Genomic DNA, 24,474 nt, shown 5'->3' with positions numbered 1-24,474 from the left:
GGTCGGTCATCGGTCTGCCATCGTGTGCGTCCGCACGGCGATGGCCGGGACGTGTGCGGGTGGGTCGAAGGTGTAGTCGCCGGGGCGGAACCGCCGTGTCATCGTCCAGAACGCGCGGGCGCTGCGTGGCCACTGGGTGACCACACGTCCGTTGGCGGCACGGAAGTAGTTGCTGCACCGCGTCGTCCACACGGTGCCCACCATCCAAGAGTCGATCTTGTCGATGAACTCGACCATCGTCCGGGGCCGCACGGCGAGATACGACCGCCGGCGGCGGCGCATGTGTTCGAGCGCGCGCACGATGTAGCGGGCCTGGGCCTCGAGGATGAAGATGACGCTGTTGGACCCGACGTTCGTGTTGGGCCCGTAGAGCATGAAGAAGTTCGGGAAGCCCGGCACCGCCATCCCCAGATACGCGTAGGCGCCGTCCCGCCACGTGTCGCGCAGTGTCCCGTCCTCGCCGGTGATCTCGATCTGGCCCAGGTAGTCGGCCGCGGCGTAGCCGGTGGCGCATAGCACCACGTCGACGTCGAGTTCGGTGCCGTCCTCGGTCACCAGAGACCGTTGTCGCAGCGCCCGGGCCGCGCTGGACACCACCTCGACGTTCGGTCGGGTCAGCGCCTCGAGGTAATCGGTGGCGAACACCAACCGCTTGCAGCCCAACGGGTGTGTGGGGGTCAGCTTGCGCCGCAACTCCTCGTCCGGCACGGTCGCCTCGAGGACGCGGGTGGCGATGCCCGTGAACTCCTGCGTCTTGTCGCTGCCGTTCTCGATCACGGAGATGTTGCGCTCGCTGCGCAACCACAGCCTCGTCCGGTACACCCGCTTGGCGAACGGGACATGGGCGAAGAGCCATTTCTCGCGGTCGGTGTACGGGCGGTCGGGTTTGGGCAGGATCCAGGTCGGCGACCGCTGCACCGAGTACACCTTGGCGGCGACCTTGGCGACTTCGGGAATCAGCTGCGCGGCGGTGGAACCGGTGCCGAGCACGGCCACCCGAACCCCAGCCAGATCCACCGAATGGTCCCACCGGGCGGTGTGCATCACCACGCCGGTGAACGGTTCCTCCTCCACCAGGTCCGGCATCACCGGCCGGGTGAACATGCCCACCGCGGAGACCATCACATCGAAGCGGTACTGCCGCCCGTCGGCGGTGTGCAGTTCCCACGTCCTCGACGCGGGATCCCACCCGGCGGAGACGATCTCGGTCCGCAGTTCCAGGTGCGGCCCCAGTTCGTGGCGGCGGGCGCAGGTCTCGAAGTACTCGAGGATCTCCGGTTGCGCCGACCACAGCCGCGACCAGTTGGCGTTGAGGTCGAAGGAGTACGAGTACAGGTGAGACTTGACGTCGCACGCCAGGCCCGGATAGGTGTTGATGCGCCAGGTGCCGCCGACGCCGTCCTCGCGGTCGAAGATCGTGAAGTCGTCGAAACCCGCCTTCTTGAGGAAGATCCCGAGTGCGAGCCCGCCCGGGCCTGCCCCGATGATGCCCACGGACAACGATTTCGCCAATGCACTCATCCGATCTGCAGGGTCTGGCCGCCGTCGACGACGAGTTCGGATCCGGTGATGAACGAGGCCTGGTCCGAGACCAGGAACGCGACGGCATCGGCGATCTCGACCGGTCTGCCGATTCGGCCGAGTACCGCCCTGGCCGCCAGGCGGGTCTGGGTGACCTGGTCGAGCATCGGCGTCTCGACCGGTCCGGGGAACACGGCGTTGACCCGGATGCCGGAGGGCGCGAGTTCGGCGGCGACGATCTGGGTGAGCCCGCGCAGCGCCCATTTCGAGGAGCCGTACGCGGCGTGGTGCGGGAACGGCCGCATCGCCCCCGTGCTGCACGTGTTGACGATCGCGGCGCCGTCGGCGGCCTTCAGATGCTCCACCGCCGCCTGGATGCCGAGGAACGGGCCGAGGCAGTTGACCCGCCAACTGTTCTCGAAGCCGGCCGGGGTCTCGTCGGCGATCGCCGCGCGGTGCAGGACGCCGGCGTTGTTCACCAGCGCGGTGAGTGCGCCGAACCGATCGACGGTGGCGGCCACGGCGGCCGACCACTGCTGCGGCGAGGTGACGTCGAGTTCGAGCGCGAGCACGTCGTCGCCGAGATCCGCGACAGCCGAACGCAGTTCGTCGACGCGGACGTCGCAGGCGGCCACGCGGAAGCCGTCGGCGTGGAGGCGGGCCACGATCGCCGCGCCCTGCCCGCGCGCGGCGCCCGTCACCAGGGCCACCCGGGTCACTGGTAGCCCCCGCTCGTCGGGGAAGCCTGCGGTGCGGTGGACCTCGCCTCCGCGAGGTGCGCCGCGGCGCCGCGCCGCAGCGCCTGCGATTCCGAGGCGAGCGTGATCATCCGAAATCCCATATCGACCGCGTCCTTTCCGACCGCGCCGCTGCCCGCGTGCACACCGGGGACGACGCCTGCGGCGGCCGCGGCGGCGGCGATGTGCGTCATCGCATTCCGCACCTCCGGCTCGCGCCACGCCGATGTCGGCCCGTAGCCCATCGAGATGGCCAGATCGGCCGGCCCGACGTACAGGCCGCCCAAGCCGGGCACCGCACAGATGTCGCCCACGGCCGAGAGCCCCTGCGTGGTCTCGATCATCGCGAACACGTCCGCCCTGTTCTGGAGGTCGGCCGTGTTGTGGCCGAGGCTGGGGCGCAGTGGCCCGTAACTGCGGACCCCCGACGGCGGGTAGCGGGTGGCGGCGACCGCGGCCGCCGCCTCGTCCGCCGACTCCACCATGGCGATGACGACCGCGTCGGCACCGGCGTCCAGTACCCGTCCGATCGGTGCGGCGTCGGCGGTGGGCAGCCGCACGACGGTGGCGATCGGCAGGTGCTCGAGCCCGCGCAGCATCGCCGCGGCGCCGGCGTCGCCGAGATAGCCGTGCTGGCAGTCGATCCCGAGGTAGTCATAGCCGGCGGCGGCGAACGCTTCGGGTCCGGTCGCGGTCGGGCCGACGACCCAGCCGCCGAACACGGGCGCCTTCTCGTCGAGGGCGTCCCGCAGTCTGCCGCGGGGGTTCATCCGGTGATCGCGATCTTGACCCGGTCGGGGGTCGGTCGGCAGGCCAGTTCGAAGGCGGCCTGGACGTCGTCGACCCCGAAGGTGTGGGTGACGTAGGTGGGCAGCAGGTCGGGATGCTCGCGGACGAAGTCGCCTGCCGCGGTGAGCATCCGGCGCCGTTCCAGCGTCACACCGGATTTCAGCGTGAGGTTGTTGCGCAGCATCATTCGCATACTGATCGGGTAGGCGTCGTCGTCGGCGACACCGAAATAGAACACGGTCCCGCCGAAGGCGACCGCCTCGATCGCGTGGTTGAGGGTGGCCACCTGATGGCCGACGGCTTCGATCACCACATCGGGCCTGTCCGCGGCGTCGAGGTGGCCGACCCAGCGGTCACTGGTCGCGCGGACGACGGTGTCGACACCGAACGCGGGCCCCACCGCGGCGCGATCGACCGGGTCGACACCCGTGACGCGTTCGGCACCTCGAGCTTTCGCCAGATAGGAGAACAGCAGCCCGATCGACCCCTGGCCGATCACCGCGACGTGCCTGCCGCGCAGGTCGGGAAGTTGTTCGACCGCGTAGAGCACGCAGGCCAGCGGTTGCAGCGCGACGGCGTGATGCGGCGGCAGCGCGGGGTCGTACGCGGCGAGTCCGTCGCCGTCGGCCACGACGAACTCCATCAGGCCGTCGAACCCCGACGCCCACCCGACCACAAGGTCACCCCGGTGGTGTGCGGGGTGCCTGCTCCCCGTCACCTCTCCGACGACCTCGTGGATCGGGAAGCCGTTCATCTCCGCGGCGCTCATTCCGGTGTCGCCCGGCAGCCGTCCCTTGGCGCCGCGGAAGCCGGGCAGGTCGCTACCGCAGATGCCGGCGCACAGGAACCGCAGGAGCACCTGTCCGTCGCCGAGGCCTTCCGCGGCCGGTGCGGGCAGATCCAGCCTCTCGAAGGTGTACGGCGCAACCAGTCGATACGCCCACATGTCAGACGCCCCCCGCCTGAACCTCGACGGGGAGACTGTTCCAACCCCACTGAAAGCTCGACGGGGGCCGCGCGGCGTTTTCGGTGTCGACCGCGAAATCGGCGACCCGCCTGAGCCATTCGGTCACCATGATGCCGATCTCCAGACGCGCCAGGTGCACCCCGAGGCAGAAATGCTGCCCGCGTCCGAAAGCCAGCAGACGGTCGATCCGCCGGTTCCACACGAATTCGTCGGGGTCCGGGTACTCCCGCTCGTCGCGGTTGGCCGACGCCAGCAGGGTGATGATGCGCTGGCCGGGTTCGATCGTGGTGTCGTGGATCGTGAACGGCTTACGCAGCGTGCGCGCGAACCACTGCGCGGGTGCGCAGTACCGGATCATCTCCTCGCGCGCCACCGGCACGTGGGCCGCCGGATCGGCGCGCACCTGTGCCAGTTGGTCGGGGCGCCGCCCGAGTTCCCACAGCCCGTGCGCGACGATCTTCGGTACGGTCTCGGTTCCGCCGATGAAGACCCCGAGCATCTGCACCGCGGCCTCCATGTCGGTCAGCGGGGTGCCGTCGGGTTTGTGGTAGTCGAGCAGCGAGTCGACGATCGGCATGTCGTCACCGGAGCGGTCGGCACGCCTGCGCTCGACGAGCGGGGTCAGGTACTCGAGATAGCCGGGCCTGGCGTTGGCGACCTCGACGCCGCTGCCGGGCTGGGCCAGGCTGCCTGCGTTGACGGTGGCCAGCACGTCGGCGGCGAGTTCGGTTGGCAGTCCGATCAATTCGCAGACCATGGATGCGGCGACGATCCCGCCGTAGTCCTGGGTGAGGTCGAACCGCCCCCGCGGTAGCAGTTCGTCGAGCCGCTCGTTGGCCAACTCGCGGATCCGGTCGGCCAGCCGGCTCACCGACCTGGGACGGAACTGGCCCGAGGTGCACCGCCGCACGTCGGTGTAGACCGGGGCGTCGAAGTTGGCGTGGAACGGCATGGGCGACAGGGGCGGATCCGGCACCGGCCCCGTGTTGTGGGTGGCCAGCACCGCGGTCGACGGCAGGGTGCCCTCCGACGCGACGAACGTCCCGTCGTTGACCTCGAGAACCCGCCAGATGTCCTCGAACCGCGAGAGCGCGTAGGTGTCCCACTTCTCGACGTAGTAGAGCGGGTGCTCGTCGCGCAGTGTGCGATAGAACGGCAGAGGGTCGGCCATCACGGCAGCATCGAACGGATCGTACGAGAACTGGTGCATCACTGGTGTCCTCCAGCCGGCGTTCACTGCAGCGGGGACGGCGGTAGCGCTTGCAGGATCGAGTCCTCCCAGCCGTCGCGCAGCGCCGGGGCGACGCTCATCCAGGTGACGATCTCGGCGGGCGGGCTGTCCTTCCACGACGGATAGTGGTTCTCGAAGCAGTCCCAGTCCCCGTCGAGCGCCCAGTAGTGGATGACCTCGTTGAACCGGAACGTGGTGATGAACGATCCGAGCCAGCGCTTACCGGTGCGCTCCGACCACGGCACGTAGAGGCGTTCCAGCTCACGGATGTAATCGTCCTGGCGGCCGGGTTTGGTCTGCATGATCTCCTGGATCACCAGTCCCGCACCGACATTCGCCTCGCGGAGTTCGGCGAGCGTGCGGTTGCTGCGGCCGGCGTACATGATCCGACCCTCCCCCGAGGCACCGGTCCCGGACAGGTATCGCGACCATGTGGCGGCGGCGTCGGCATGGCTCCCGCCCGCCCGTTGCGCCTTGCCGATGCGGGCATAGTCGGCGAATGCGTCGATCTCCCAGATGACCGTAACCTGCGGCCAGTGCCCGTTGTAGGGCGTGGCCTCCCAGATCGCGAACAACCGCGCCCCGAGGTCGGCCATCATCGGGTGGTAGACAGCGTCGAACACCTCGAGAAACTGTTCACGTCGCCCCGAACCCAGTGCGATCGTCTCGTGGAGATACAGCAGCGTATGGCTGTAGTACTTCTTCATGGCGCGCCAACGCCGCAGGTGGTTGACAGTGGCACCTAGGGAGCGTGACACTTGTCGCGTGTTTTGTAAAGGCGCGATGTGACGGCCCGGGAAATCGCCGAGAGCGGGCGCTCGGCGCCCACCCTCCTCACGGGCGAGTTCTGCTTCGGGGAGGGTCCGCGCTGGTTCGAAGGGCTGCTGTGGTTCTCCGACATGTTCGGCGAGGCGGTGCACACCGTGGACCTCAGCGGCTCCGTGACCACCCTTGCGCTACCGGGCCATGCACCGTCGGGCCTCGGCTTCCGCCCGGACGGTTCGCTGCTCATCACCTCGGTCGAACGCAGGCAGGTGCTGCGCTATGACGGCGACGCCGTCACCGTCCTCGCCGATCTGAGCGACATGGTGCCCGCCGATCTCGGCGACATGGTCGTCGACGATGCGGGCCGCGCCTACATCGGGTCTCAGCAACGCGAGCACGGGGTGATCGTGCGCCTCGACCCCGACGGTGCCGCAACGGTGGTCGCCGACGGACTCGACTTCCCGAACGGGATGGCGATCACCGAGGACCGCGCGACGCTGATCGTCGCCGAGTCGACCGGGCGGCGCCTGACGGCCTTCGCCATCGAGGCAGACGGCGGTCTGCGTGACCGCCGGACCTTCGCCGAGGGACTCGACGGGCCGCCGGACGGGATCGCCGTCGACGCCGAAGGTGCCGTCTGGACCGCGATGACGCTGGCGCAGCAGTTCCAGCGGGTGACCGACGGCGGCGTGGTCACCGATCGCATCGACATCGGCGACCGCATGGCGATCGCGTGCGCGCTGGGCGGACCCGAACGGCGCATGCTGTTCCTGGTCTCGGCCACCGACGCCTATCCGGAGCGGCTCATCGGCACGAGGAACTCGCGCGTCGACATGACGATCGTCGACGTCCCCGGCGCGGGGCTGCCCTGATGTCGGATTCGTATTACGAACTGTTGGGCGAGGATTCGCACGGCGAGAGGTTCCTGGCCACCGATCTGGTGCGCAGCACGTGGTCGGCGGCCATCCAGCACGCCGCGCCGGTGTCCGCGCTGTTGGTCCGGGCGCTGGAACGCTGCGAGCAGCGCGACGACACCCGACTGAGTCGGGTGATGGTCGATCTGCTGGGCCCGGTGCCTGCCGAAGGCGACCTGTGGGTGAGCGCACGGCGCGAACGCGCGGGTAAGCAGATCGAACTGGTCAGCGCGCAGATGTCGGCGCCGGGACCCGACGGCGCACCGCGACCGGTGGCCCGTGCGAGCGGGTGGCGGCTGCAGATGCTGGACACCACCGCCGTGGCGCACGCGGGTGCTGCGCCGCTGCGCCCGTTGTCGGAGGCGCGCGGCCGGGACATGGCCAAGGACTGGGACCGCAACTACGTGCACAGCCTCGACTGGCGCTGGCTGACCACGCCCCTCGGGGACGGCCCGGGGGAATCGTGGATCACCCCCACCGTCGACCTCGTCAAGGGTGAGACGATGACACCGCTGGAGCGGTTGTTCGCCGTCGCCGACGACGCCAACGGCATCGGCGCGAAACTCGACATCCGCAGATGGACGTTCCTCAACACCGACCTGGTGGTGCACATCCACCGGATCCCGAACGGCCGGTGGATCGGGATCCGCGCCGACACCAGTTACGGCCCGGACGGTATCGGCACCAGCAGCGGCACACTGTTCGACGAGGCCGGGCCCGTCGGGGTGATCCAGCAGTCGGTGCTGGTGCGGCCGCGCCCGCCGCGCTAGCGCCTACCCTGGTCGGGTGCGGTGGATCGTCGACGGGATGAACGTCATCGGCTGCCGTCCGGACGGGTGGTGGCGGGACCGCCGCGGTGCGATGGCCGGTCTGGTGCAGGCGCTGGAACGCTGGGCGGTCGCCGAGGGTGTCGAGGTGACGGTGGTCTTCGAGAAGCCGCCGGCCCCACCGCTTCTCTCCGATGCGGTGACCGTCGCCCATGCGCCGGCCGCGGCGGCGAATTCGGCCGACGACGAGATCGTCCGCCTGGTGCGCGCCTCCGACGACCCTGGCGGAATCGTCGTGGCGACGTCGGACCGGGCGCTCGGCGAACGGGTCCGCTCCGCCGGGGCGGCCACCTACCCCGCCGAACGCCTGCGCAACGACATCGACCCCCGCTGAGCGGTGGTCAGTCCGTCAATCGCAGTGCCGCGGCGGGACACTGGGTGACGGCCTCGCGCATCCTATCGTGGTCGGACGCCGGCCGCTGCTCCCCGTGAATCGTCACGGTGCCGTCGTCGCGCACTTCGAACACGTCCTCGGCGATCGACTCACAGATCCCGTGACCGGTGCACCTGGTGAGGTCGACTTCGACGCGCATACCCGCTCCGTGCCTCAGCGGACGATCGCCGGAAGGCGTTTGACGCCGTGCACGAACGTGCTGAACAGCAGGTCGGGTTCACCGAACTCGATGTGGCTCAGCCGGGTCAGCAGCTCACGGAACAGATGCCGCAGTTCGGTTTTGGCGAGCTGGTTGCCGAGGCAGAAGTGCGGGCCGCCGCCACCGAAGCCGAGGTGCGGATTCGGTGACCGGCTCAGGTCGAACAGGTGCGGATCGTCGAAGACCGCCTCGTCGCGGTTGGCCGAACAGTAGAACAGCCCGACCTTGTCGCCGGCGCGCACGGGCGCTCCGTTGATCTCCGTGTCAGTGGTGGCGAACCGGGCGAACTGCAGCACCGGTGTCGACCACCGGACGAATTCCTCGACGGCGGTGCCTATCCTGCCGTCGAAGTCGGCCATCAGCCAGTCCCGCTGGGCGGGGTTCGCCGACAGCGCCAACATCGCGTGCGTCGTGGTCTGCTTCGTGGTGTCGTTGCCGGCCGACGCGAGCAGGATGAGGAAGGCGCCGATCTCCTCGTCGGTCAACCGCTTTCCGTCCACCTCGGCGTTGACGATGCTCGTCATGAGGTCGTCACCGGGATGGCTGCGCCGGAACTTGGCCAGTTCGACGCCGGTGGCCGACAACAGCATGATCTCGTTGACCGTATCGGCCGCCCGCTCCTCGAGCGTGCTGTACTCGTCGTCGCTCATCGCGAACAGTTTCTCGGCGGCCGCGGCCACCGCGGGCTGGTCAGCGGTGGGCACGCCGAGCATCTCCATGATGGTCAACATCGGCAGCCGCGCCGAACACGCTGCGACGAAGTCGATCTCACCCGCGCCGACGAGATCGTCCACGACCGCGACGGCGTTGTCGTGGATCTGCTGTTCGATCCGCCGGACGTTGCGGGGGGTGAACGCCGAACTGATCAGCCGTCGGTACACCGTGTGTTCCGGCGGGTCCATCGTCAGGAAGAACGATGCGAAACGCTGCACCTCGGCGGGCATCGGATCGAGCGCCACGCCGCGCTCGGAAGTGAACAACTCCGGGTGCTGGCTCACGAAGACGATGTCGGAGCGCCGGGTGACGGCCCAGAATCCGTCTTCTTCCATCGGGAACAGCGACGACAGCGGATGATGCCAGGTCAGCCCGTCGTGCGCGCGCAGCTGCGCGAACACCGCGTCGCGGTCGGCGAAGGTCCGCTGCCAGAACGACGCCGAGGTGATGTCGACCGAACTGTGTTCGCGGGCCGCCGCAGATGTGGACGTCACGAGGTTCAGCGTGACAGTAGCCGCGAAATTTGTAAAGCTATTGGGGTGACGCCGGTGTCGAGCGATCAGAACCGGACCCGTGAGCGGATCCTCGCCGCCACGGCAGAGGTGCTCGGCCGCAACGGGATGACGAAGCTGAGCCTGTCGCAGGTCGCCGCGCAGGCCCGCGTGTCACGCCCCACCCTCTACCGCTGGTTCCCGTCGAAGCAGGATCTGCTGTCGGCGTTCGTGGTGTGGGAGCGCTCGCTCTACGAGCGCGCCGTCGCCGAGGCCGGCGAGAACCTGCCCGCGGACCAGCGACTCGAGGCCGCGCTGCGCATCATCGTCGAATACCAGCACTCGTATCCGGGGCTGCGGATGGTCGACATCGAACCCGCACAGGTGATCGCCCGCCTCGCCCGCATCCTGCCGCGGATGCGCGACCGGCTCGAGCGCGGGCTGTCCGGCCCCGACGCGGCGGTGGCCGCGTCAACGGCTGTGCGCGTGGCGATCTCGCACTATCTGGTGCGCAGTGACGACGACGACGACTTCCTCGCGCAGTTGCGGCACGCGGCGGGGCTCACCTGAGACGGTCACGACCGCCACCCCGCGCTCGGATCGGCCAGCACCTCGTCGGTGTGCTCACCGAGGCGCGGCGCGACAGAGCGCGGCGCGCACGGGGTGCCGTGGAAGTCCGCGGGCGTGGCGACCATCGGGATGCTGCCGTCGCCGTCGGGGACGTACACCGCGCCGCCCGCGGCGTGGAACTGTTCGTCGCCGATGACGTCCTCCAGCGAATTGATCGGCGACCAGAACAGCTCCGGTTCCGCCGCGAAGGCCTCCGCCCACTCGCCCAGCGTCCTGGTGGCGAAGATCGCGTCGAGTTCGGCGATGAGTTCGCGGGCGTTGACCGCGCGCGACCTGCCGGTGGCGAACCGGTCGTCGGTCAGCCACTCGGGGCGCCCGACGCTTCGGCACAGCGGCGGCCAGTGCCGCTCCCCCTCCAGTCCGACGATCCAGAACCGGCGCCCGTCGGCCGCGGCGTAGTTGTTCATGCAGGGGTTGCCCATGGATTCCCGCCGGCCGATGGCGATCTGGCGTCCGGTGAGCAGGAACGTGTTGAGGTCGAAGCTGATCGTATAGGCGCCCTGCCGGTACAGCGAGGTGGTGACCAGCTGACCGACTCCGGTGCGCGTGCGCGACACCAGGGCCGCGCACACCGCCGCCGCCAACGTCATGCCCGCCGAGTGATCGCCCATCCCGCCACGCTGGAACGGCGGATCCTCCCCCGGCCGGGTCAGCAGATGCGCCAGGCCGGCCCTGGCCCAGAACGCGGCGACGTCATAGGCCGCCCGGTCGGCATCCGGTCCGGTGGTCCCGTACCCGGTGATGAGGCCGTAGACCAGCCGTGGGTTGTCGGCAGCGAGTGTCTCGAAGTCCAGGCCGAGGCGGCGCAGCGCGGACGGCCGCACGTTCGTCACGAAAACGTCTGCGGCACCGAGCAGTCCAACGATCGCGTCCCGGCCCGCATCCGACGTCAGATCCACCACGACGCTGCGTTTGGACCGGTTGTCCATCTCGAAGGGCGGGTTCACGTCCCCGTCGATGCCGAGCATGCGCCCGAACATCCGGGCGGGATCCCCGGACGGCGGTTCGACCTTGACCACATCCGCGCCCCAGTCGGCGAGGATGCCGCCGGTGGCCGGTGCGGCGACCCAGACGCCCAGTTCCACGACCTTCACGCCGTCCAACGGTCCGGACATCGACCCTCCTCTTGGTGTGAGCAGGTGAGCTGGTTTACAGTCTCAACCCTATTTGTAAACGTCCGCAGATGACGCCCGAGGAGGCTCGCACCGGTGACGATGAAGTCGAGTATGTCGCCCGCCGTCGGCCTGGCCGCGCACCTCGGCCGTGGGGTGCAACGCGTGGCGACCGACGCCGTTCTCCGGGGGCGGTGGCCGTTCCCGCGTTCGGTGGCAGACCTCGACGCGCAGGCGTTGTCACGGTTGATGAACCGCACGGTCACCTCCGTCTCCGTCATCGGTGGTGACGCGGGCACGTCGTCGCGGGCCCGGCTCGCGCTGATCGGCCGGGATGTCCCAGAGACGGTGTTCGTCAAGCTGCCCGCCGCGACGGCGGCGACCAGGCTGATGGGTGAACTCGGGCGACTCGGCGACACCGAGGTGCGCTTCTACCGGCAGTTGCGGCCGGAAGTGACCGGGGCGCCGGCGGCCCACGGGTCGGCCTTCGACCGGCTCACCGGCCGCTACGTGCTCATCCTCGAGGACCTGCCTGCCGCCGAATGCCTGTTTCCCGACACCCTCCACCCGCTGGACCGCGATCAGGCCGCCCTCGTGGTGGAACTGCTGGCCCGTCTGCACGCGACGTTCTGGGGCCGGCTGCCTGCAGTCGGGCAGAAGGGGGCGTTGGACTGGGTGTACTCGCCGTCGGGTGACGACACGTCCTTGCTCACCGGCAGACTGTTGAAGACGTCCGCCCGCCGGATCGCCCAGAACAGCGACATCCCGGTGCAGGCCGGCCGATTCATCGACGAGAACTACCGGGCCGTCGCCCGGCTGATCGACGAACCGCCCCACACGATCATGCACGGCGACGCCCACCCCGGGAATGTGTACTTCCGCAGCGGTGCGGCCGGCCTGTTCGACTGGCAGGCGCTGCGGCGCGGACATCCCAGCCGCGAACTCGCGTACACGTTGGTCACCAGCATGACCCCGGCCGACCGGCAGGAGTCCCAGCGCGATCTGCTCGACACCTACCGTGAGGCGCTCGCGGCCGCGGGTGGCCCCGAGCTCGACCGCGACGATCTGTGGCACCGGTACCGCCAGGCCGCGCTCTACGCCTATGTCGCCGCGCTCATCACCGCGGGGATGGGCGGTATGCAGAACGAGGACATCGCGGACGAAGGGTTGCGCCGCGGGGTGGCCGCACTCCAGGATCTCGACACCGTGGCGCTGCTGAAGAAGTCACTGTGATGTGGACGCCGAACGGCGCGAATCCCCCGGCGAGGCGTTACAGCCTCTACCATCTGTGAAACACCCCGTCACTCGAGGCCTTGGACGTGAACGAACCACTGACCGCCCGGCGCGACCCCGCCGACTTCGACGATTCGTCGACGCAGCACCGCATCCTGGCGGCCACCGCCGAGGTGCTCGGGCGCAGCGGCCAGACGAAGCTGAGCCTGTCGGAGGTCGCGCTGCAGGCGGGTGTGTCACGGCCGACGCTGTACCGCTGGTTCGCCTCCAAGCAGGAGCTGCTCGACGCCTTCGGCCGCTACGAGCGGTCGATGTTCGACCGGGGCATCAGCAAGGCGACCCAGGGACTGCGGGGCAACGAAAAGCTCGACGCCGCATTGCGTTTCATCGTGTCGTACCAGCAGTCGTACTCGGGTGTCCGGCTCGTCGACATCGAACCCGAAGTGGTGATCGCACAGCTGGCGCGCATCCTCCCGCTGATGCGGGCCCGGCTCGAGAAGCTGCTCTCGGGCCCCAACGCCTCGGTCAAGGCCGCCACCGCCATCCGCGTCGCGGTGTCTCACTACATCGTGCGCAGCGACGACGGCGACGAGTTCCTCGCCCAGTTGCGCCACGCGGTGGGCCTCAAGAACCACGACTAGAGGCGATGGGTCAGGGACGTCGTCCTGACGGGTGCTAACTCCGCGGTGTCACCCGGACCGGGATGTTGCCTTGCCGCGGCATCCCGGTGATCGGGTCGTGGTCCACGTCGGTCGGGACGAGGCGGCCGACGTTGCTGCCTCGTTCACGGACTTCCTCGTCTTCGGTCGGCAGGCCACCGAACGCGTGGTGCATGGCGACCACGTCGGGCCGCAAGCTGTCGTCGGCCTCGACGACGCTGGGGATGCTGTCGTGCGGCGAGGTGACCGTGACCATCGAGCCGTCCGCCAGGCCGAGCGACGCCATCGCGTCGGGATGCATGTACAACGGGTTGTAGGGCCTGCCGCGGTTCAGCGTCGCCATATTGGTGCCCGAGGAGTTCATGAAGTTGTTGTGCCTGCGCGGGATCAGCCGGAACGGGTAGCCGGATCCGGTTCTCGCCGAGACGAAGTCCTCGGCCAGGATTCGGGTCAATTCGCTCAGCAGGTGAGTGTTACCGACGTCGAGCCTGGCTGTGCAGTCGGGATCGCGCGGGGCGACCACCGCGTCGACGTCGAAGATCTTTCCGTGCGGATGGCTGGCCACCTCGTCGAACGGGATGCGCGAGGTCGAACACATCTGCGCGAACAGTTCCTCCGTGGTGAGGTCGGTGTCGCCGTTCATGTTCAGCACGACCGGCGCGGACTCCATGAATCTCCCGCCGCCGCCGCCGAAGAAGTTCACGAACCACAGGTCCAGGTTCATACGCCCGGCCAGCCCCAGGAAGAACTGCCACTCCTCGGTCAGGTCCGAACCCGGGGGCGGGCCGAGGAGGCGGGGCGCGTATTGCCCGTAGGCGGCGGGAATTCCGGTGCCGCTCGTGTAGTACTTGATCAGTTCACTGCCCATCGTCATCGCCGGCGTCTCCATCTGCATCATCGGCGCGATGACGTAGTCGGCCAGCCGCGACGTCAGCGACATCTCGGTGTCCAGGGTGACCAGCAGGTCGAGGCTCTGCAGTGCACGCAGTGTCTTGCGCTGGTCGGGCCAGGCCGCCATCGGATTGCCGCCGATGCAGATCAATGCCTTCACCTGCCCCTCGCCCGGGAGCAGGATCTCGTCGGCCAGCGCCGCCGTCGGCATCCCGCTGACCGTGTCCGTCAGCCCCCGCACCCGTAGCCGCTCGCCGTACCCCCAACCCTGGTACGGCGGGTGAGGCTGCGCCTTCGCGGTGAACGCCGGCATCAGGGTGTTGGGCCGCACCACCCGTTGCCCGGCACGTTGCCACCGGCCGCAGATCGTGGTCAGACACAGGCACAGGTACTCGAGCAGGTTGCCGTGCATCGCGAAGTTGGCGCCGGTGCCCGCGTTCACCATGCCCGGGCGCGTCCCGTGCGTCGCGAACAGTCGCGCCGCGTCGACCAACTGCTCCACCGGGATGTCGGCCCGCTGCGCCACGTACTCAGGGGTGAAACCCGAAACCGCCTCGGCCAGGGCGTCGAAACCGTCGACATTCTCCTCGAGAAATGCCCAGTCACAGTGCTTTTCGCGGATGATCAGGTTGATGATGCCGGCGACGATCGCGACGTCCTCGCCGGGCCGCGGCTGGATGTGGACCGCCGCACGTGCCGCCGTCTGCGAGCGGCGCGGGTCGATCACGATGAGTTGCATGCCCCGGCTGATCGCCGCGCGCAGGCCCTGCCCGGGATTCTGGCCCGGGATGCCGATCGCCTTGGACACCAACGGATTGGTGCCGATCAGCATCCAGCTGTCGGCTTCGTGGAAGTCGATGTCACCGCCGAGCCAGTGCCCGTGTGCGGCCAGCGCGATCTGTTTGCCGGGCTGGTCGATCGTGTTGGCGGTGAAGAACATCGGCGATTCGATCGCCCTGATGAACGCGTTCGCCATCAACGCCGACGCGGGATAGGGCAACCCGTTCGTGCCGAGGTACAGGGCCACCGACCGCGGCCCGTGGGTGTCGATCAGAGACTGCAGCTTCGACGCGATCTCGTCCATCGCTCGACCGGCCTCGATCGCCGCATACGAGCCGTCGGGTCCACGCTTCTGGCTGTGCAGCAGGCGGCGGGGATTGTTGTGGATGTCGGGGAGCGCCCGTCCCTTGGCGCAGGTGTATCCCCGGAACATGGGGTTGTCGGGGTCGCCGGTGACCTTCGTGAGCCTGCCGTCGGTCACCGTCGCCAGCACACCGCAGTGCGCCGAGCAGATCCGGCAGATGCCGGGACGGGTCGTCGTTTGTGACACGTAGGGATGCTAAGCGATCGCCCAGCACTGGGGGCCGGATCTCCCACGACGTCAGAGATGACGATGCCGTCCCCCGAACGGGGTCATGAGAACCGTCTCCTTGAAAACGGAGAACGGTATTTCCGCCGTTCGCCTGACGATTGCGGCCCGATTTGTAACGCTAGGACCCATGACGACTGTGCAGACCGAGTCCGGCGTGCTGGCCGGCGACGAACGGATGTTGATCGACGGCGAGTTGCAGGGCGCGAGCAGCGGCGCCACCTTCGACGTCATCCATCCCGCCAGTGAGGAAGTGGCCGGACAGGCCGCCGACGGCACCGTCGACGACATGGCCCGCGCGGTCGCCGCGGCGCGGCGGGCGTTCGACGAAACGGACTGGGCGCGCGATCTCGACTTCCGCTACCACTGCCTCACCCAGCTGCACGAGGCACTCGAGCGCAACAAGGAACGCCTGCGCCGCATCCTGATCACCGAGGTCGGCTGCCCGGTCACGGTGAGCGGCAGCCAGATCGAGAGCCCGATCGAAGAGGTCAAGCACTGGGCTGAGCACGGGAAGAACTTCGACTACCTCGTCGACACCGGTGTGCACCCCACGCAGCTGGGGCCGGCGCGGCGCAAGATCCACTACGAACCGGTCGGCGTCGTCGGCGCCATCACCCCGTGGAACGTGCCGTTCTATCTGAACATCGCCGAGACGGTGCCCGCCCTGATGGCCGGCAACACCGTCGTCCTCAAACCGGCGCAGCTGACCCCGTGGTCGGGCAGCGAGTACGGCCGTATCGTCGCCGAGGAGACGGACATCCCGGCGGGCGTGTTCAACGTCGTCGTGTCGAACGCCAACGAGGTCGGCGCGGCGCTGTCGGCGGATCCGCGGGTCGACATGATCACCTTCACCGGGTCGACGGCGACCGGGCGGGCGATCCTGGCCGCCGGCGCGCCGACGGTGAAGAAGACACTGCTCGAACTGGGCGGCAAATCCGCCCACATCGTCCTTGACGACGCGGACTTCAACTCCGCGCTGCCGATGGCGGCGATGATGGCGTGCGTGATGAGCGGCCAGTCGTGCATCCTGCCGAGCCGGATCCTGTTGCCGCGCAGCCGGTATGACGAGGGTCTGGCGATCCTGAAGACCATGATGGAGGGTTTCCCGGTCGGAGATCCGTGGACGCCGGGCAATATGCAGGGCCCGCAGATCAGCGAGACCCAGCGGCAGAAGGTGCTCGGCCTGATCAAGAGCGGCATCGACTCCGGCGCCCGGTTGGTGACCGGGGGCGGCGTCCCCGAGAACCTGCCGGTGGGCTACTACACCCAGCCGACGCTGCTCGCCGACGTCGACCCCGACTCCCAGATTGCCCAGGAGGAGATCTTCGGACCGGTGCTGACCGTCACGCCGTACGACACCGACGACGAGGCCGTCGCGATCGCCAACAACAGCATCTACGGCTTGTCCGGCGAGGTGTCCGGCGGCGACGTCGACCGGGCGTTCGCGATCGCGTGCCGGATGCGCACCGGCAATGTGACGATCAACGGCAAGAGCCACTTCGGCATCAGCAGCCCGTTCGGCGGCACGAAGCAGTCGGGGCTGGGCTACCGCAACGGCGAAGAGGGCTATAAGGAGTACCTGGAAGCGAAGACCATCGGCATGCCGGAGTGACGTACCCCTGTTGCGCCCAAACGAACAAACGGGCGCAGAAGCGCGAGTAGTTGACACCATTTCGTCGATCTCGGCGAACGGGAGGCCATGGACATCCAACGCATCAGCGACGAGCTCGAGATCGCCCGGCTGCTGAACACCTACGCCCGGGCCGTCGACAGCAAGGACTGGGAGCTCTACCGCTCGGTGTTCACCGACGACGCGCACATCGACTATTCGTCGGCGGGCGCGGTCGTGGGGCGCCGTGACGAGGTCGTCGATTGGTTCGCCGCCAATTTCGGGGTGATCCCGTGGAGCATGCACTACATCACCAACCTCGAGATCGTCGACCATGACGGTGACACCGCGAGCGTGCGGGCGATGTTCTACAACCCGATGCAACTGCCCGGCATGCCGGACATGAGCTCATGCGGCGGCTACTACCACCACGAACTGGTGCGCACCCCGGACGGCTGGCGCAGCAGGCACCTGCGCGAAGAGAACGTCTGGTTCACCAATAAGCCGTGACGTCTCGCCTGGCCGCTGCCGAAATCGACGAAATGGCGCCAACGTCTCGGACTTCCGCGCCAGTTTGTTCGTTTGGGCGAAACGTCAGCCCTCGGCCGCCAATTGCCCGCAGGCGGCGGCGATCTCACGGCCGCGGGTGTCGCGCACCGTGCACGACACCCCGCGCTCGCGCACCCGGCGGACGAACTCGCGCTCCACCGGCTTCGGGCTGGCGTCCCACTCGCTGCCCGGTGTCGGGTTGAGCGGGATGACGTTGACGTGCACCAGCGGCCCGAGCGCGCCGTGCAGCCGCTTGCCGAGCAGGTCGGCCCGCCACGGCTGATCGTTGACGTCGCGGATCAGCGCGTACTCGATCGACACCCGGCGTCCGGTGACGTCGGCGTAGTAGCGCGCCGCGTCGAGCACCTCGTCAACCTTCCAACGGTTGTTCACCGGCACCAGCGTGTCGCGCAGCTCGTCGTCGGGTGTGTGCAGGGACACCGCCAGCGTCACGTTGAGCTTCTCGTCGGCGAGCTTGCGGATCGCCGGCGCCAGACCCACCGTCGACACCGTCACCGACCGGGCGGAGATCCCGAACCCGTCGGGCGGTGGTGCGACGATCCGGCGCACCGCGGCGATCACCCGGTTGTAGTTGGCCAGCGGTTCACCCATGCCCATGAACACGATGTTGGACAGCCGCCCGCCCCGAGCGGCCGGCGCGGGACCGTCGCCACGCGCGGAGCGTGCGATCAGGTCACCGTCGCGGTCACGCAGTTCGACGGCGGCCGCACGGACCTGCTCGAGGATCTCGGCCGTCGACAGGTTGCGCTTGAGGCCGCCCTGGCCGGTCGCGCAGAACGGACACGCCATCCCGCAGCCGGCCTGCGACGAGATGCACACGGTGTTGCGGTCGGCGTAGCGCATGAGCACCGACTCGAACGTCGTGCCGTCCACCGCCCGCCACAGCATCTTGCGGGTCTCCCCCGCGTCCGTCTCGATCTCGCGGACCGCGGTGAGCAGATCCGGGAACAGCGCCCCGCCCACCTGATCGCGCACCGCGGCCGGCAGATCGGTCATCTGCCGCGGGTCGGCGGTCAACCGGCCGTAGTACTGGTTGGCCAACTGTTTGGCCCGGAACGCCGGCAACCCCAGCTCGGCGACCGCGGCCGCACGCCCGCTGTCATCGAGGTCGGCGAAATGCCGCGGCGGCAGCGCGCGGCGCGGGGCATCGAAAACCAGGGGCAGGGGGTTGGGCATTGACCCCAGTATCCCACCCGAAACGGGGTGGTCGCTCAGGCCAGCAGCGTCAGCACGATCCAGGTGGCCACCGCCGACGGCAACATGCCGTCCATGCGGTCCATCATCCCGCCGTGACCGGGCAGCAGATTGCTCATGTCCTTGATGCCCAGATCACGCTTGAACTGCGACTCGACCAGGTCGCCGAGCGTGCCGGTGATCACCAGCATCACCCCGAGGGCGACACCGGCGTACCAGGGCTTGTCCAGCAGGTAGACCACCGCGAGCACCGCGGCCGTTCCGCCGAACAGCAACGAACCCGCCAGACCCTCCCAGGACTTCTTCGGGCTGATCGCCGGGACCATCGTGTGCTTGCCGAACAGGACACCCGCCACGTAGCCGCCGATGTCGGAGAACACCACGCCCAGCATCAGGCAGAACACCCGGTTGGCGCCGTCGTCGGGATAGATCAGCAGCGCGCCGAAACTCGCGAACAGCGGCACCCACGTCGCCAGGTACACCGCGGCGCCGATGTCGCGCGAGTAGTTCTGCGGTGCCTGGTTGAGGCCTTGGCCGATCAACCGCCAGATCATGCAGACGACGACGGTGGCCGCGAACCCGCCGAGTGCGCCCGCGGGGCCGAATGGCCAGGTCAACCACAGCGTGGCCTGACCGCCGACCAGCAGCGGGATCAGCGGCATCCGGTAGCCGGCCTCGGTCAGACGGCTGCTCACCTCGTAGGTGCTGACGGCGACGGCGGCCGCGACCAACGCCAGCCACAGATACGGCGCGAACAACAGGATGGCGATGAGCCCGCCGCCGAGCGCGACACCGACCGCGATGGCGGCGGGAAGGTTGCGCCCGGCTCGCGACGACTTCTTCGGCGGCTCGTCGACCGGTGTTTCTGACACGGAACCCGCTTGCTGCTGAGAGGCCACTAGACCTCCAGCAACTCTCCCTCTTTGTGCTTCACCAGTTCGTCGATCTGGCTGGTGTAGGTGTGGGTGGTCTTGTCGAGGTCCTTCTCGGCACGGCTGACCTCGTCCTCGCCGGCTTCGCCGTCCTTCTTGATGCGCGCCAGCTCCTCCATCGCCTTGCGGCGGATGTTGCGCACCGACACCTTGGCGTCCTCGCCCTTGGCCTTGGCCTGCTTGACGAGGTCGCGGCGGCGCTCCTCGGTGAGCTGCGGTATGGACACCCGGATGATGTTGCCGTCATTGGTGGGGTTGACGCCGAGGTCGGAGTTGCGGATCGCGTCCTCGATGTTGCGCAGCTGGTTGGCCTCGTAGGGTTTGATGACCACCATCCGCGCCTCGGGCACGTTGATGCTCGACAGCTGGGTGATCGGGGTGGGGGCGCCGTAGTAGTCGACGTTGATCCGGTTGAACATGCCCGGGTTGGCGCGGCCCGTGCGGATCGACGACAGGTCGTCGCGCGCCACCGACACCGCCTTCTCCATCTTCTCCTCGGCGTCGAAGAGGGTTTCGTCGATCACAGTCTTTCTCCCGTCGCTACGTTCGCCCGGCGTCGCCGCACCCGTTCAGGTGGTGACCAGTGTTCCGATCTTCTCACCCGCGACCGCGCGGGCGATATTGCCGTCGACGAGCAGGTTGAACACCAGGATCGGCATGCCGTTGTCCATGCACAGCGAGAACGCGGTGGCATCGGCGACCGCCAGCCCGCGGTCGATGACCTCGCGGTGGGTGATGGCGGTCAGCAGCTTGGCGTCCGGATCCTTGCGGGGGTCCGCGGTGTAGACGCCGTCGACGGCCTTGGCCATCAGCACCACCTCGGCGCCGATCTCCAGCGCCCGCTGCGCCGCGGTGGTGTCGGTGGAGAAGTACGGCAGCCCCATGCCGGCACCGAAGATGACCACGCGGCCCTTCTCGAGGTGGCGCACCGCGCGGAGCGGGATGTAGGGCTCGGCGACCTGCCCCATCGTGATGGCCGTCTGCACGCGGGTGTCGATGCCTTCCTTCTCCAGGAAATCCTGCAGCGCGAGGCTGTTCATCACGGTGCCGAGCATGCCCATGTAGTCGCTGCGGGTGCGTTCCATCCCGCGCTGCTGCAACTGCGCGCCGCGGAAGAAGTTGCCGCCACCGATGACGACGGCGACCTGGACACCGCTGCGGACCACTTCGGCGATCTGGCGTGCCACGAGGTGGACGACGTCGGGGTCGAGACCCACGGCGCCGCCGCCGAACATCTCACCGCCCAGTTTGAGCAGGACCCGCGTGTAGAACGGCCTGGGCTCACCGACTACGGCGCCGGCGCCGTTGGTGTTGTTCGGCTCCGACATCCGTCCCTCGGCCTCCTCGCTACGACGTACCGGGCGCTCCCCCAGGTGGCACACCCATCCTGCCTCATATGCGGTCCGCGGTGTGGCAGGGGCGGTCGAATTCGACCCCGGCGTCAGATCAAGCGAGGTGTGCGGAGAGCAACCAGGCCGGCACCGACTTGCGGCCGCCCGGCTCGTCCCGGATGTCGGTGAAGCCCATCTCGCCGCCGTCGGCGACCTGCGGCGGGAAGTTGGCATGGATGCGGGCGGGTCGGATCTCGTCGATCTGCCAGTGCTCGCCGACGACGTCGCGCAGTTCCTCCTCGGTGACCGGGTTCGCCGGGCCCATCGACGGAACCCCGGCCGCGTCGAAGACCAGGACGAAATAGTTCGCACCGGGGGCCGCGGCGCGCACGATGGAGCGCTGATAGCCCTCGCGCAGTTCGACCGGCATGGAATGGAACAGCGTGCTGTCGACGATCGTGCCGAACCGGCCGTCGTACCCGGTGAAGTCGCTGATGTCGGCGACCTCGAAGGTGGCGTTGGCCAGGCCGCGCCGGGCGGCCTCGGCCCGGGCCAGCTCGATCCCGGTCGGCGCCAGGTCCAGCCCGACGGTGGTGAACCCGCGCTCGGCGAGGTACAGCGCGATCGCGGCTTCACCGCAACCGGCGTCGAGGACGTCGCCGTGGAATCTTCCGGCCTCGATCAACGCCTTGATCTCGGGTTGCGGCTCGCCGATGCTCCACGGCGGACGAATCCCCTCGAATTCCGGGGCGTCGCCGCGATAGGCCGATTCGAACATCTCTGCGGGATTCGTCATATCCCGTTGATATCAATCTTGTTGATACATGTCAATATTGTTGATATGTCGGAATTACTCGAGGACCAGCCACTCGGCTTTCTGCTGCACCGGGTGGCGAATGCCTTGCGTGGCGACGTGAACTCAGAAGTGCTGGAACCGCTGGGACTGACCTTCCCGCAGTACATCTGCCTGCGAATGCTGTCGCGGCGGCCCGGGCGATCCAACGCCGAACTGGCTCGCGACACCGGCGTCTCACCGCAGGCCATGAACATCGTTCTGCGCGCCTTGCAGGAGCGCGGACTGGTCGACCGCCCGGACTCCGTCGCCTCCGGCCGGTCGCTGCCCGCGGCACTGACCGATCGAGGCCGGCAGCTGTTGGCACGCACCGACTCCGGCGTTCGGGCCGCCGAGCGCCGCTTGATGTCCGATCTCACCGACGCACAACGACGCGATTTCAAGCGGATCCTCGTCGCGCTGGGCGCGGACTAGAGTCGGACGCCATGACGACCCCGGCCGGACACGTGTACGTGTCACGGCTGCTCACCGACGGCGCCATGGAGCGGTTGCGCACGCTCGGCCGCCCGCTGCGGGTCGGTGGCGAGAACCCGCCCACACGAGGCGACCTCGAAGCCGGGTTCGCCGGTGCGTGCGCGGCGGTGGTGACGCTGACCGAACGGGTCGACGCCGGCCTGCTCGCCGCCGCGGGCGACGGACTGCGCGTGGTCGCGAACGTGGCCGTCGGCTACGACAACGTCGACGTCGCGGCCGCCCGAGCCGCCGGGGTGACCGTTACGAACACCCCTGGCGTTCTCGACAACGCCACCGCCGACCACACGTTCGCCCTGATCCTCGCGGTCACCCGTCGCGTCGTCGACGGCGACCGGTTCCTGCGCTCGCGGCAGCCGTGGGTCTGGGGCCCCCGGATGCTCACCGGTCTCGACGTCAGCGCGGGCGCGACGCTGGGCATCCTCGGCTACGGCCGCATCGGGAGAGCGGTCGCGCGGCGGGCCCGCGCGTTCGACATGACGGTGCTGGCCACCTCGCGCAGCCGCACCTGCGGCGCCGACGACGGTGTGCGGTTCGTCGACACCGGCACACTGCTGGCCGACAGCGACGTCGTCTGCGTGCTGACGCCGCTCACCCCCGAGACGCGTCACCTCATCGACGCCGCGGCGCTCGACCGCATGAAACCGACCGCCTACCTGGTCAACACCGCCCGCGGCGGGGTCGTCGACGAGACCGCGTTGATCGACGCGCTCGCCGCCGGCCGGATAAGTGGCGCCGCGCTGGATGTGTTCGAGAATGAACCCCATGTCAATCCCGCGCTGCTCGACGCCCCCAACCTTGTTGTCACCCCGCACATCGCCAGCGCCGGCGCCGCGACCCGCGACGCCATGGGCGTCCTCGACGTCGACAACGTCGCGGCCGTGCTGGCCGGCCGGCCCGCGCTGACCCCGGTCTGATGAAAATCGTTCTCGCGCCGGACTCCTTCAAGGAATCCATGAGCGCCGCACAGGCCATCGACGCCATGCGGGACGGGGTGCGCGCGGCCCTGCCGGACGCCGAATGCGTCGGGGTCCCGATGGCCGACGGCGGGGAGGGCACCGTCGACGCCGTGGTCGACGCCCTCGACGGCGAACGGGTCACCGTCGAGGTGGCCGACGCGCTGGGCCGGCCCGTTCCGGCCACCTACGGCTACGTTGCGGGACGGCGGTTGGCGGTGATCGAGATGGCCGCCGCCGCGGGTTTGGAGCTGATCGCGACTGCGCAACGGGATGTGTTGCGCGCCAGCACTTTTGGGGTGGGACAGCTGATCGCCCACGCACTGGACCGCGGCGCCGGCGAGTTCCTGATCGGGCTCGGTGGCTCGGCCACCAACGACGGCGGCGCCGGCATGCTCACCGCGCTCGGGGTCCGGTTGTACGACGCCGCGGGCGCACCGCTGCCGCCGGGCGGTGCGGCGCTGACCGACCTGGACCGCATCGACCTCGACGGCCTCGATCCACGGTTGTCGGACGTGCGGATCCAATTGGCCTGTGACGTCACCGCACCGCTGCTCGGGCCCACGGGCGCCAGCGCGGTGTTCGGCCCGCAGAAGGGTGCGAGCGCCGCCGACGTCACCCGACTGGAGGCCGCGCTGACCCGGTTCGCCGCCGTGGCCCACGCCGCCCAGGCCGAGACGCCCGGCGCCGGAGCGGCCGGGGGCCTGGGCTTCGCACTGCTCGAATTCCTCGGCGCCACAAGCCGCCCCGGTGTCGAGGTGGTCGCCGAGACGGTCGGGTTGGAACAGGCGTTACGCGGTGCGGCGTGGGTGTTCACCGGTGAGGGCGGCGTCGACGCGCAGACGCTGATGGGGAAGACGCCGTTCGGGGTGGCGCAGATCGCCGCCCGCACCGGGGCCAGGGTGGCCATCTTCGCCGGACGCGTCGGCGACGACGCGTCGGTCCTGCTGGACCACGGCGTCGACGAGATCGTCGGGATCACCGCGGACGGCACGCCACTCGAGGAGGCGCTGCGGACCGGTCCGCAGTCGCTGACGCGGGCGGTCACCGACTTCGTGCGCCGACACGACGGTTGTTGACGGAAATCCCGGGATTTTCGTCAACAACCGTCG

26 protein-coding genes are annotated in these 24,474 nt (G+C 68.9%); 11 read left to right on the top strand and 15 right to left on the bottom strand.

Features of this window, described 5'->3' with window-relative positions; all coding sequences use genetic code 11:
• Positions 1-6: 6 nt before the first annotated feature.
• The 6 genes from AU195_RS17880 to AU195_RS17855 all read right to left on the bottom strand — a co-directional run bounded on the left by AU195_RS17880 (position 7) and on the right by AU195_RS17855 (position 5,952).
• A complete protein-coding gene (locus tag AU195_RS17880) occupies positions 7-1,521 on the bottom strand; it encodes a flavin-containing monooxygenase (protein ID WP_059160384.1) in 1,515 nt (504 codons plus the stop codon).
• Positions 1,518-2,240 carry an SDR family NAD(P)-dependent oxidoreductase gene (locus AU195_RS17875; RefSeq protein WP_059160383.1) on the bottom strand — a complete coding sequence of 241 codons (723 nt, stop codon included), beginning with the start codon at positions 2,238-2,240 and terminating at the stop codon, positions 1,518-1,520. Before AU195_RS17875 ends, AU195_RS17880 begins: the two co-directional genes overlap by 4 nt.
• Complete coding sequence (locus AU195_RS17870) at positions 2,237-3,028, bottom strand: HpcH/HpaI aldolase family protein (protein WP_059160382.1); 792 nt, start codon at positions 3,026-3,028, stop codon at positions 2,237-2,239. Before AU195_RS17870 ends, AU195_RS17875 begins: the two co-directional genes overlap by 4 nt.
• The gene (locus AU195_RS17865; RefSeq protein ID WP_059160381.1) at positions 3,025-3,993 is read right to left on the bottom strand and encodes a zinc-binding dehydrogenase; all 969 of its coding nucleotides are present in this window, start codon (positions 3,991-3,993) and stop codon (positions 3,025-3,027) included. The genes AU195_RS17870 and AU195_RS17865 overlap by 4 nt, the downstream gene beginning before the upstream one ends.
• Position 3,994: 1 nt before the next feature.
• Positions 3,995-5,185, bottom strand: coding sequence for a cytochrome P450 (locus AU195_RS17860; RefSeq protein ID WP_502687357.1), 1,191 nt, complete (start codon positions 5,183-5,185; stop codon positions 3,995-3,997).
• Positions 5,186-5,247: 62 nt separating this feature from the next.
• Positions 5,248-5,952, bottom strand: a complete 705-nt coding sequence (locus AU195_RS17855) for an NIPSNAP family protein (protein WP_157531172.1) — start codon at positions 5,950-5,952, stop codon at positions 5,248-5,250.
• 78 nt (positions 5,953-6,030) lie between these two features.
• On the opposite strand from AU195_RS17855, the gene AU195_RS17850 reads away from it, so the two are divergent.
• Genes AU195_RS17850 through AU195_RS17840 form a run of 3 tightly spaced genes read left to right on the top strand, consistent with a single transcriptional unit; the run spans position 6,031 to position 8,085 of the window.
• A complete protein-coding gene (locus AU195_RS17850; protein WP_059160379.1) occupies positions 6,031-6,882 on the top strand; it encodes an SMP-30/gluconolactonase/LRE family protein in 852 nt (283 codons plus the stop codon).
• Positions 6,882-7,694 carry a thioesterase family protein gene (locus AU195_RS17845; protein WP_059160378.1) on the top strand — a complete coding sequence of 271 codons (813 nt, stop codon included), beginning with the start codon at positions 6,882-6,884 and terminating at the stop codon, positions 7,692-7,694. The genes AU195_RS17850 and AU195_RS17845 overlap by 1 nt, the downstream gene beginning before the upstream one ends.
• A 16-nt stretch (positions 7,695-7,710) precedes the next feature.
• Positions 7,711-8,085: an NYN domain-containing protein gene (locus tag AU195_RS17840; RefSeq protein ID WP_082703105.1), complete on the top strand. Its 375-nt coding sequence runs from the start codon at positions 7,711-7,713 to the stop codon at positions 8,083-8,085.
• A gap of 7 nt (positions 8,086-8,092) precedes the next feature.
• Here the strand turns inward: AU195_RS17840 and AU195_RS17835 are convergent, their stop codons facing one another.
• Both AU195_RS17835 and AU195_RS17830 read right to left on the bottom strand, forming a co-directional pair.
• A complete protein-coding gene (locus AU195_RS17835; RefSeq protein ID WP_059160376.1) occupies positions 8,093-8,284 on the bottom strand; it encodes a ferredoxin in 192 nt (63 codons plus the stop codon).
• A 14-nt stretch (positions 8,285-8,298) separates the two neighbouring features.
• Complete coding sequence (locus tag AU195_RS17830) at positions 8,299-9,552, bottom strand: cytochrome P450 (protein WP_059160375.1); 1,254 nt, start codon at positions 9,550-9,552, stop codon at positions 8,299-8,301.
• Positions 9,553-9,597: 45 nt separating this feature from the next.
• Between AU195_RS17830 and AU195_RS17825 the strand changes: the two genes are divergently transcribed.
• The gene (locus AU195_RS17825) at positions 9,598-10,119 is read left to right on the top strand and encodes a TetR/AcrR family transcriptional regulator (RefSeq protein ID WP_059160374.1); all 522 of its coding nucleotides are present in this window, start codon (positions 9,598-9,600) and stop codon (positions 10,117-10,119) included.
• A gap of 5 nt (positions 10,120-10,124) precedes the next feature.
• Here the strand turns inward: AU195_RS17825 and AU195_RS17820 are convergent, their stop codons facing one another.
• Positions 10,125-11,294, bottom strand: a complete 1,170-nt coding sequence (locus AU195_RS17820; RefSeq protein WP_059160373.1) for a CaiB/BaiF CoA transferase family protein — start codon at positions 11,292-11,294, stop codon at positions 10,125-10,127.
• Positions 11,295-11,393: 99 nt separating this feature from the next.
• Here AU195_RS17820 and AU195_RS17815 point away from each other — a divergent pair, with 99 nt between their 5' ends.
• Positions 11,394-12,524, top strand: coding sequence for a phosphotransferase (locus AU195_RS17815; protein ID WP_172800625.1), 1,131 nt, complete (start codon positions 11,394-11,396; stop codon positions 12,522-12,524).
• A gap of 86 nt (positions 12,525-12,610) precedes the next feature.
• On the top strand, positions 12,611-13,165 hold the full coding sequence (locus AU195_RS17810) for a TetR/AcrR family transcriptional regulator (protein ID WP_059160371.1): 555 nt from the start codon (positions 12,611-12,613) through the stop codon (positions 13,163-13,165).
• A 34-nt stretch (positions 13,166-13,199) separates the two neighbouring features.
• Here AU195_RS17810 and AU195_RS17805 read toward each other — a convergent pair whose 3' ends face one another.
• Positions 13,200-15,404 carry a molybdopterin-containing oxidoreductase family protein gene (locus AU195_RS17805; protein ID WP_059160370.1) on the bottom strand — a complete coding sequence of 735 codons (2,205 nt, stop codon included), beginning with the start codon at positions 15,402-15,404 and terminating at the stop codon, positions 13,200-13,202.
• 169 nt (positions 15,405-15,573) lie between these two features.
• Between AU195_RS17805 and AU195_RS17800 the strand changes: the two genes are divergently transcribed.
• Both AU195_RS17800 and AU195_RS17795 read left to right on the top strand, forming a co-directional pair.
• Positions 15,574-17,058, top strand: coding sequence for an aldehyde dehydrogenase family protein (locus tag AU195_RS17800; protein ID WP_059160369.1), 1,485 nt, complete (start codon positions 15,574-15,576; stop codon positions 17,056-17,058).
• 87 nt (positions 17,059-17,145) lie between these two features.
• Positions 17,146-17,565, top strand: coding sequence for a nuclear transport factor 2 family protein (locus AU195_RS17795; RefSeq protein ID WP_059160368.1), 420 nt, complete (start codon positions 17,146-17,148; stop codon positions 17,563-17,565).
• Positions 17,566-17,649: 84 nt separating this feature from the next.
• Here the strand turns inward: AU195_RS17795 and rlmN are convergent, their stop codons facing one another.
• From rlmN to AU195_RS17770, 5 genes are all read right to left on the bottom strand, one after another.
• A complete protein-coding gene (rlmN, locus tag AU195_RS17790; RefSeq protein ID WP_059160367.1) occupies positions 17,650-18,801 on the bottom strand; it encodes a dual-specificity RNA methyltransferase RlmN in 1,152 nt (383 codons plus the stop codon).
• A 35-nt stretch (positions 18,802-18,836) separates the two neighbouring features.
• Positions 18,837-19,691, bottom strand: a complete 855-nt coding sequence (locus AU195_RS17785) for a phosphatidate cytidylyltransferase (RefSeq protein ID WP_059160446.1) — start codon at positions 19,689-19,691, stop codon at positions 18,837-18,839.
• Between the two features lie 26 nt (positions 19,692-19,717).
• A complete protein-coding gene (frr, locus tag AU195_RS17780) occupies positions 19,718-20,275 on the bottom strand; it encodes a ribosome recycling factor (protein ID WP_059093706.1) in 558 nt (185 codons plus the stop codon).
• Positions 20,276-20,320: 45 nt separating this feature from the next.
• Positions 20,321-21,079, bottom strand: a complete 759-nt coding sequence (gene pyrH / locus AU195_RS17775) for a UMP kinase (RefSeq protein WP_059160366.1) — start codon at positions 21,077-21,079, stop codon at positions 20,321-20,323.
• A gap of 118 nt (positions 21,080-21,197) precedes the next feature.
• Positions 21,198-21,878: a class I SAM-dependent methyltransferase gene (locus AU195_RS17770; protein ID WP_059160365.1), complete on the bottom strand. Its 681-nt coding sequence runs from the start codon at positions 21,876-21,878 to the stop codon at positions 21,198-21,200.
• Positions 21,879-21,923: 45 nt separating this feature from the next.
• Between AU195_RS17770 and AU195_RS17765 the strand changes: the two genes are divergently transcribed.
• From AU195_RS17765 to AU195_RS17755, 3 genes are read left to right on the top strand one after another with little or no spacing between them, the layout of a single operon-like run.
• Positions 21,924-22,349: a MarR family winged helix-turn-helix transcriptional regulator gene (locus tag AU195_RS17765; protein ID WP_059160364.1), complete on the top strand. Its 426-nt coding sequence runs from the start codon at positions 21,924-21,926 to the stop codon at positions 22,347-22,349.
• Positions 22,350-22,360: 11 nt separating this feature from the next.
• Positions 22,361-23,323, top strand: coding sequence for a 2-hydroxyacid dehydrogenase (locus AU195_RS17760; protein ID WP_059160363.1), 963 nt, complete (start codon positions 22,361-22,363; stop codon positions 23,321-23,323).
• On the top strand, positions 23,323-24,441 hold the full coding sequence (locus AU195_RS17755) for a glycerate kinase (protein ID WP_059160362.1): 1,119 nt from the start codon (positions 23,323-23,325) through the stop codon (positions 24,439-24,441). Before AU195_RS17760 ends, AU195_RS17755 begins: the two co-directional genes overlap by 1 nt.
• Positions 24,442-24,474 lie beyond the last annotated feature (33 nt).

This window comes from Mycobacterium sp. IS-1496 (assembly GCF_001499995.1).
Lineage (GTDB): Bacteria > Actinomycetota > Actinomycetes > Mycobacteriales > Mycobacteriaceae > Mycobacterium.
The sequence above is the reverse complement of the archived record's forward strand: the minus strand, read 5'-3'. Positions and strand labels throughout refer to the sequence as shown.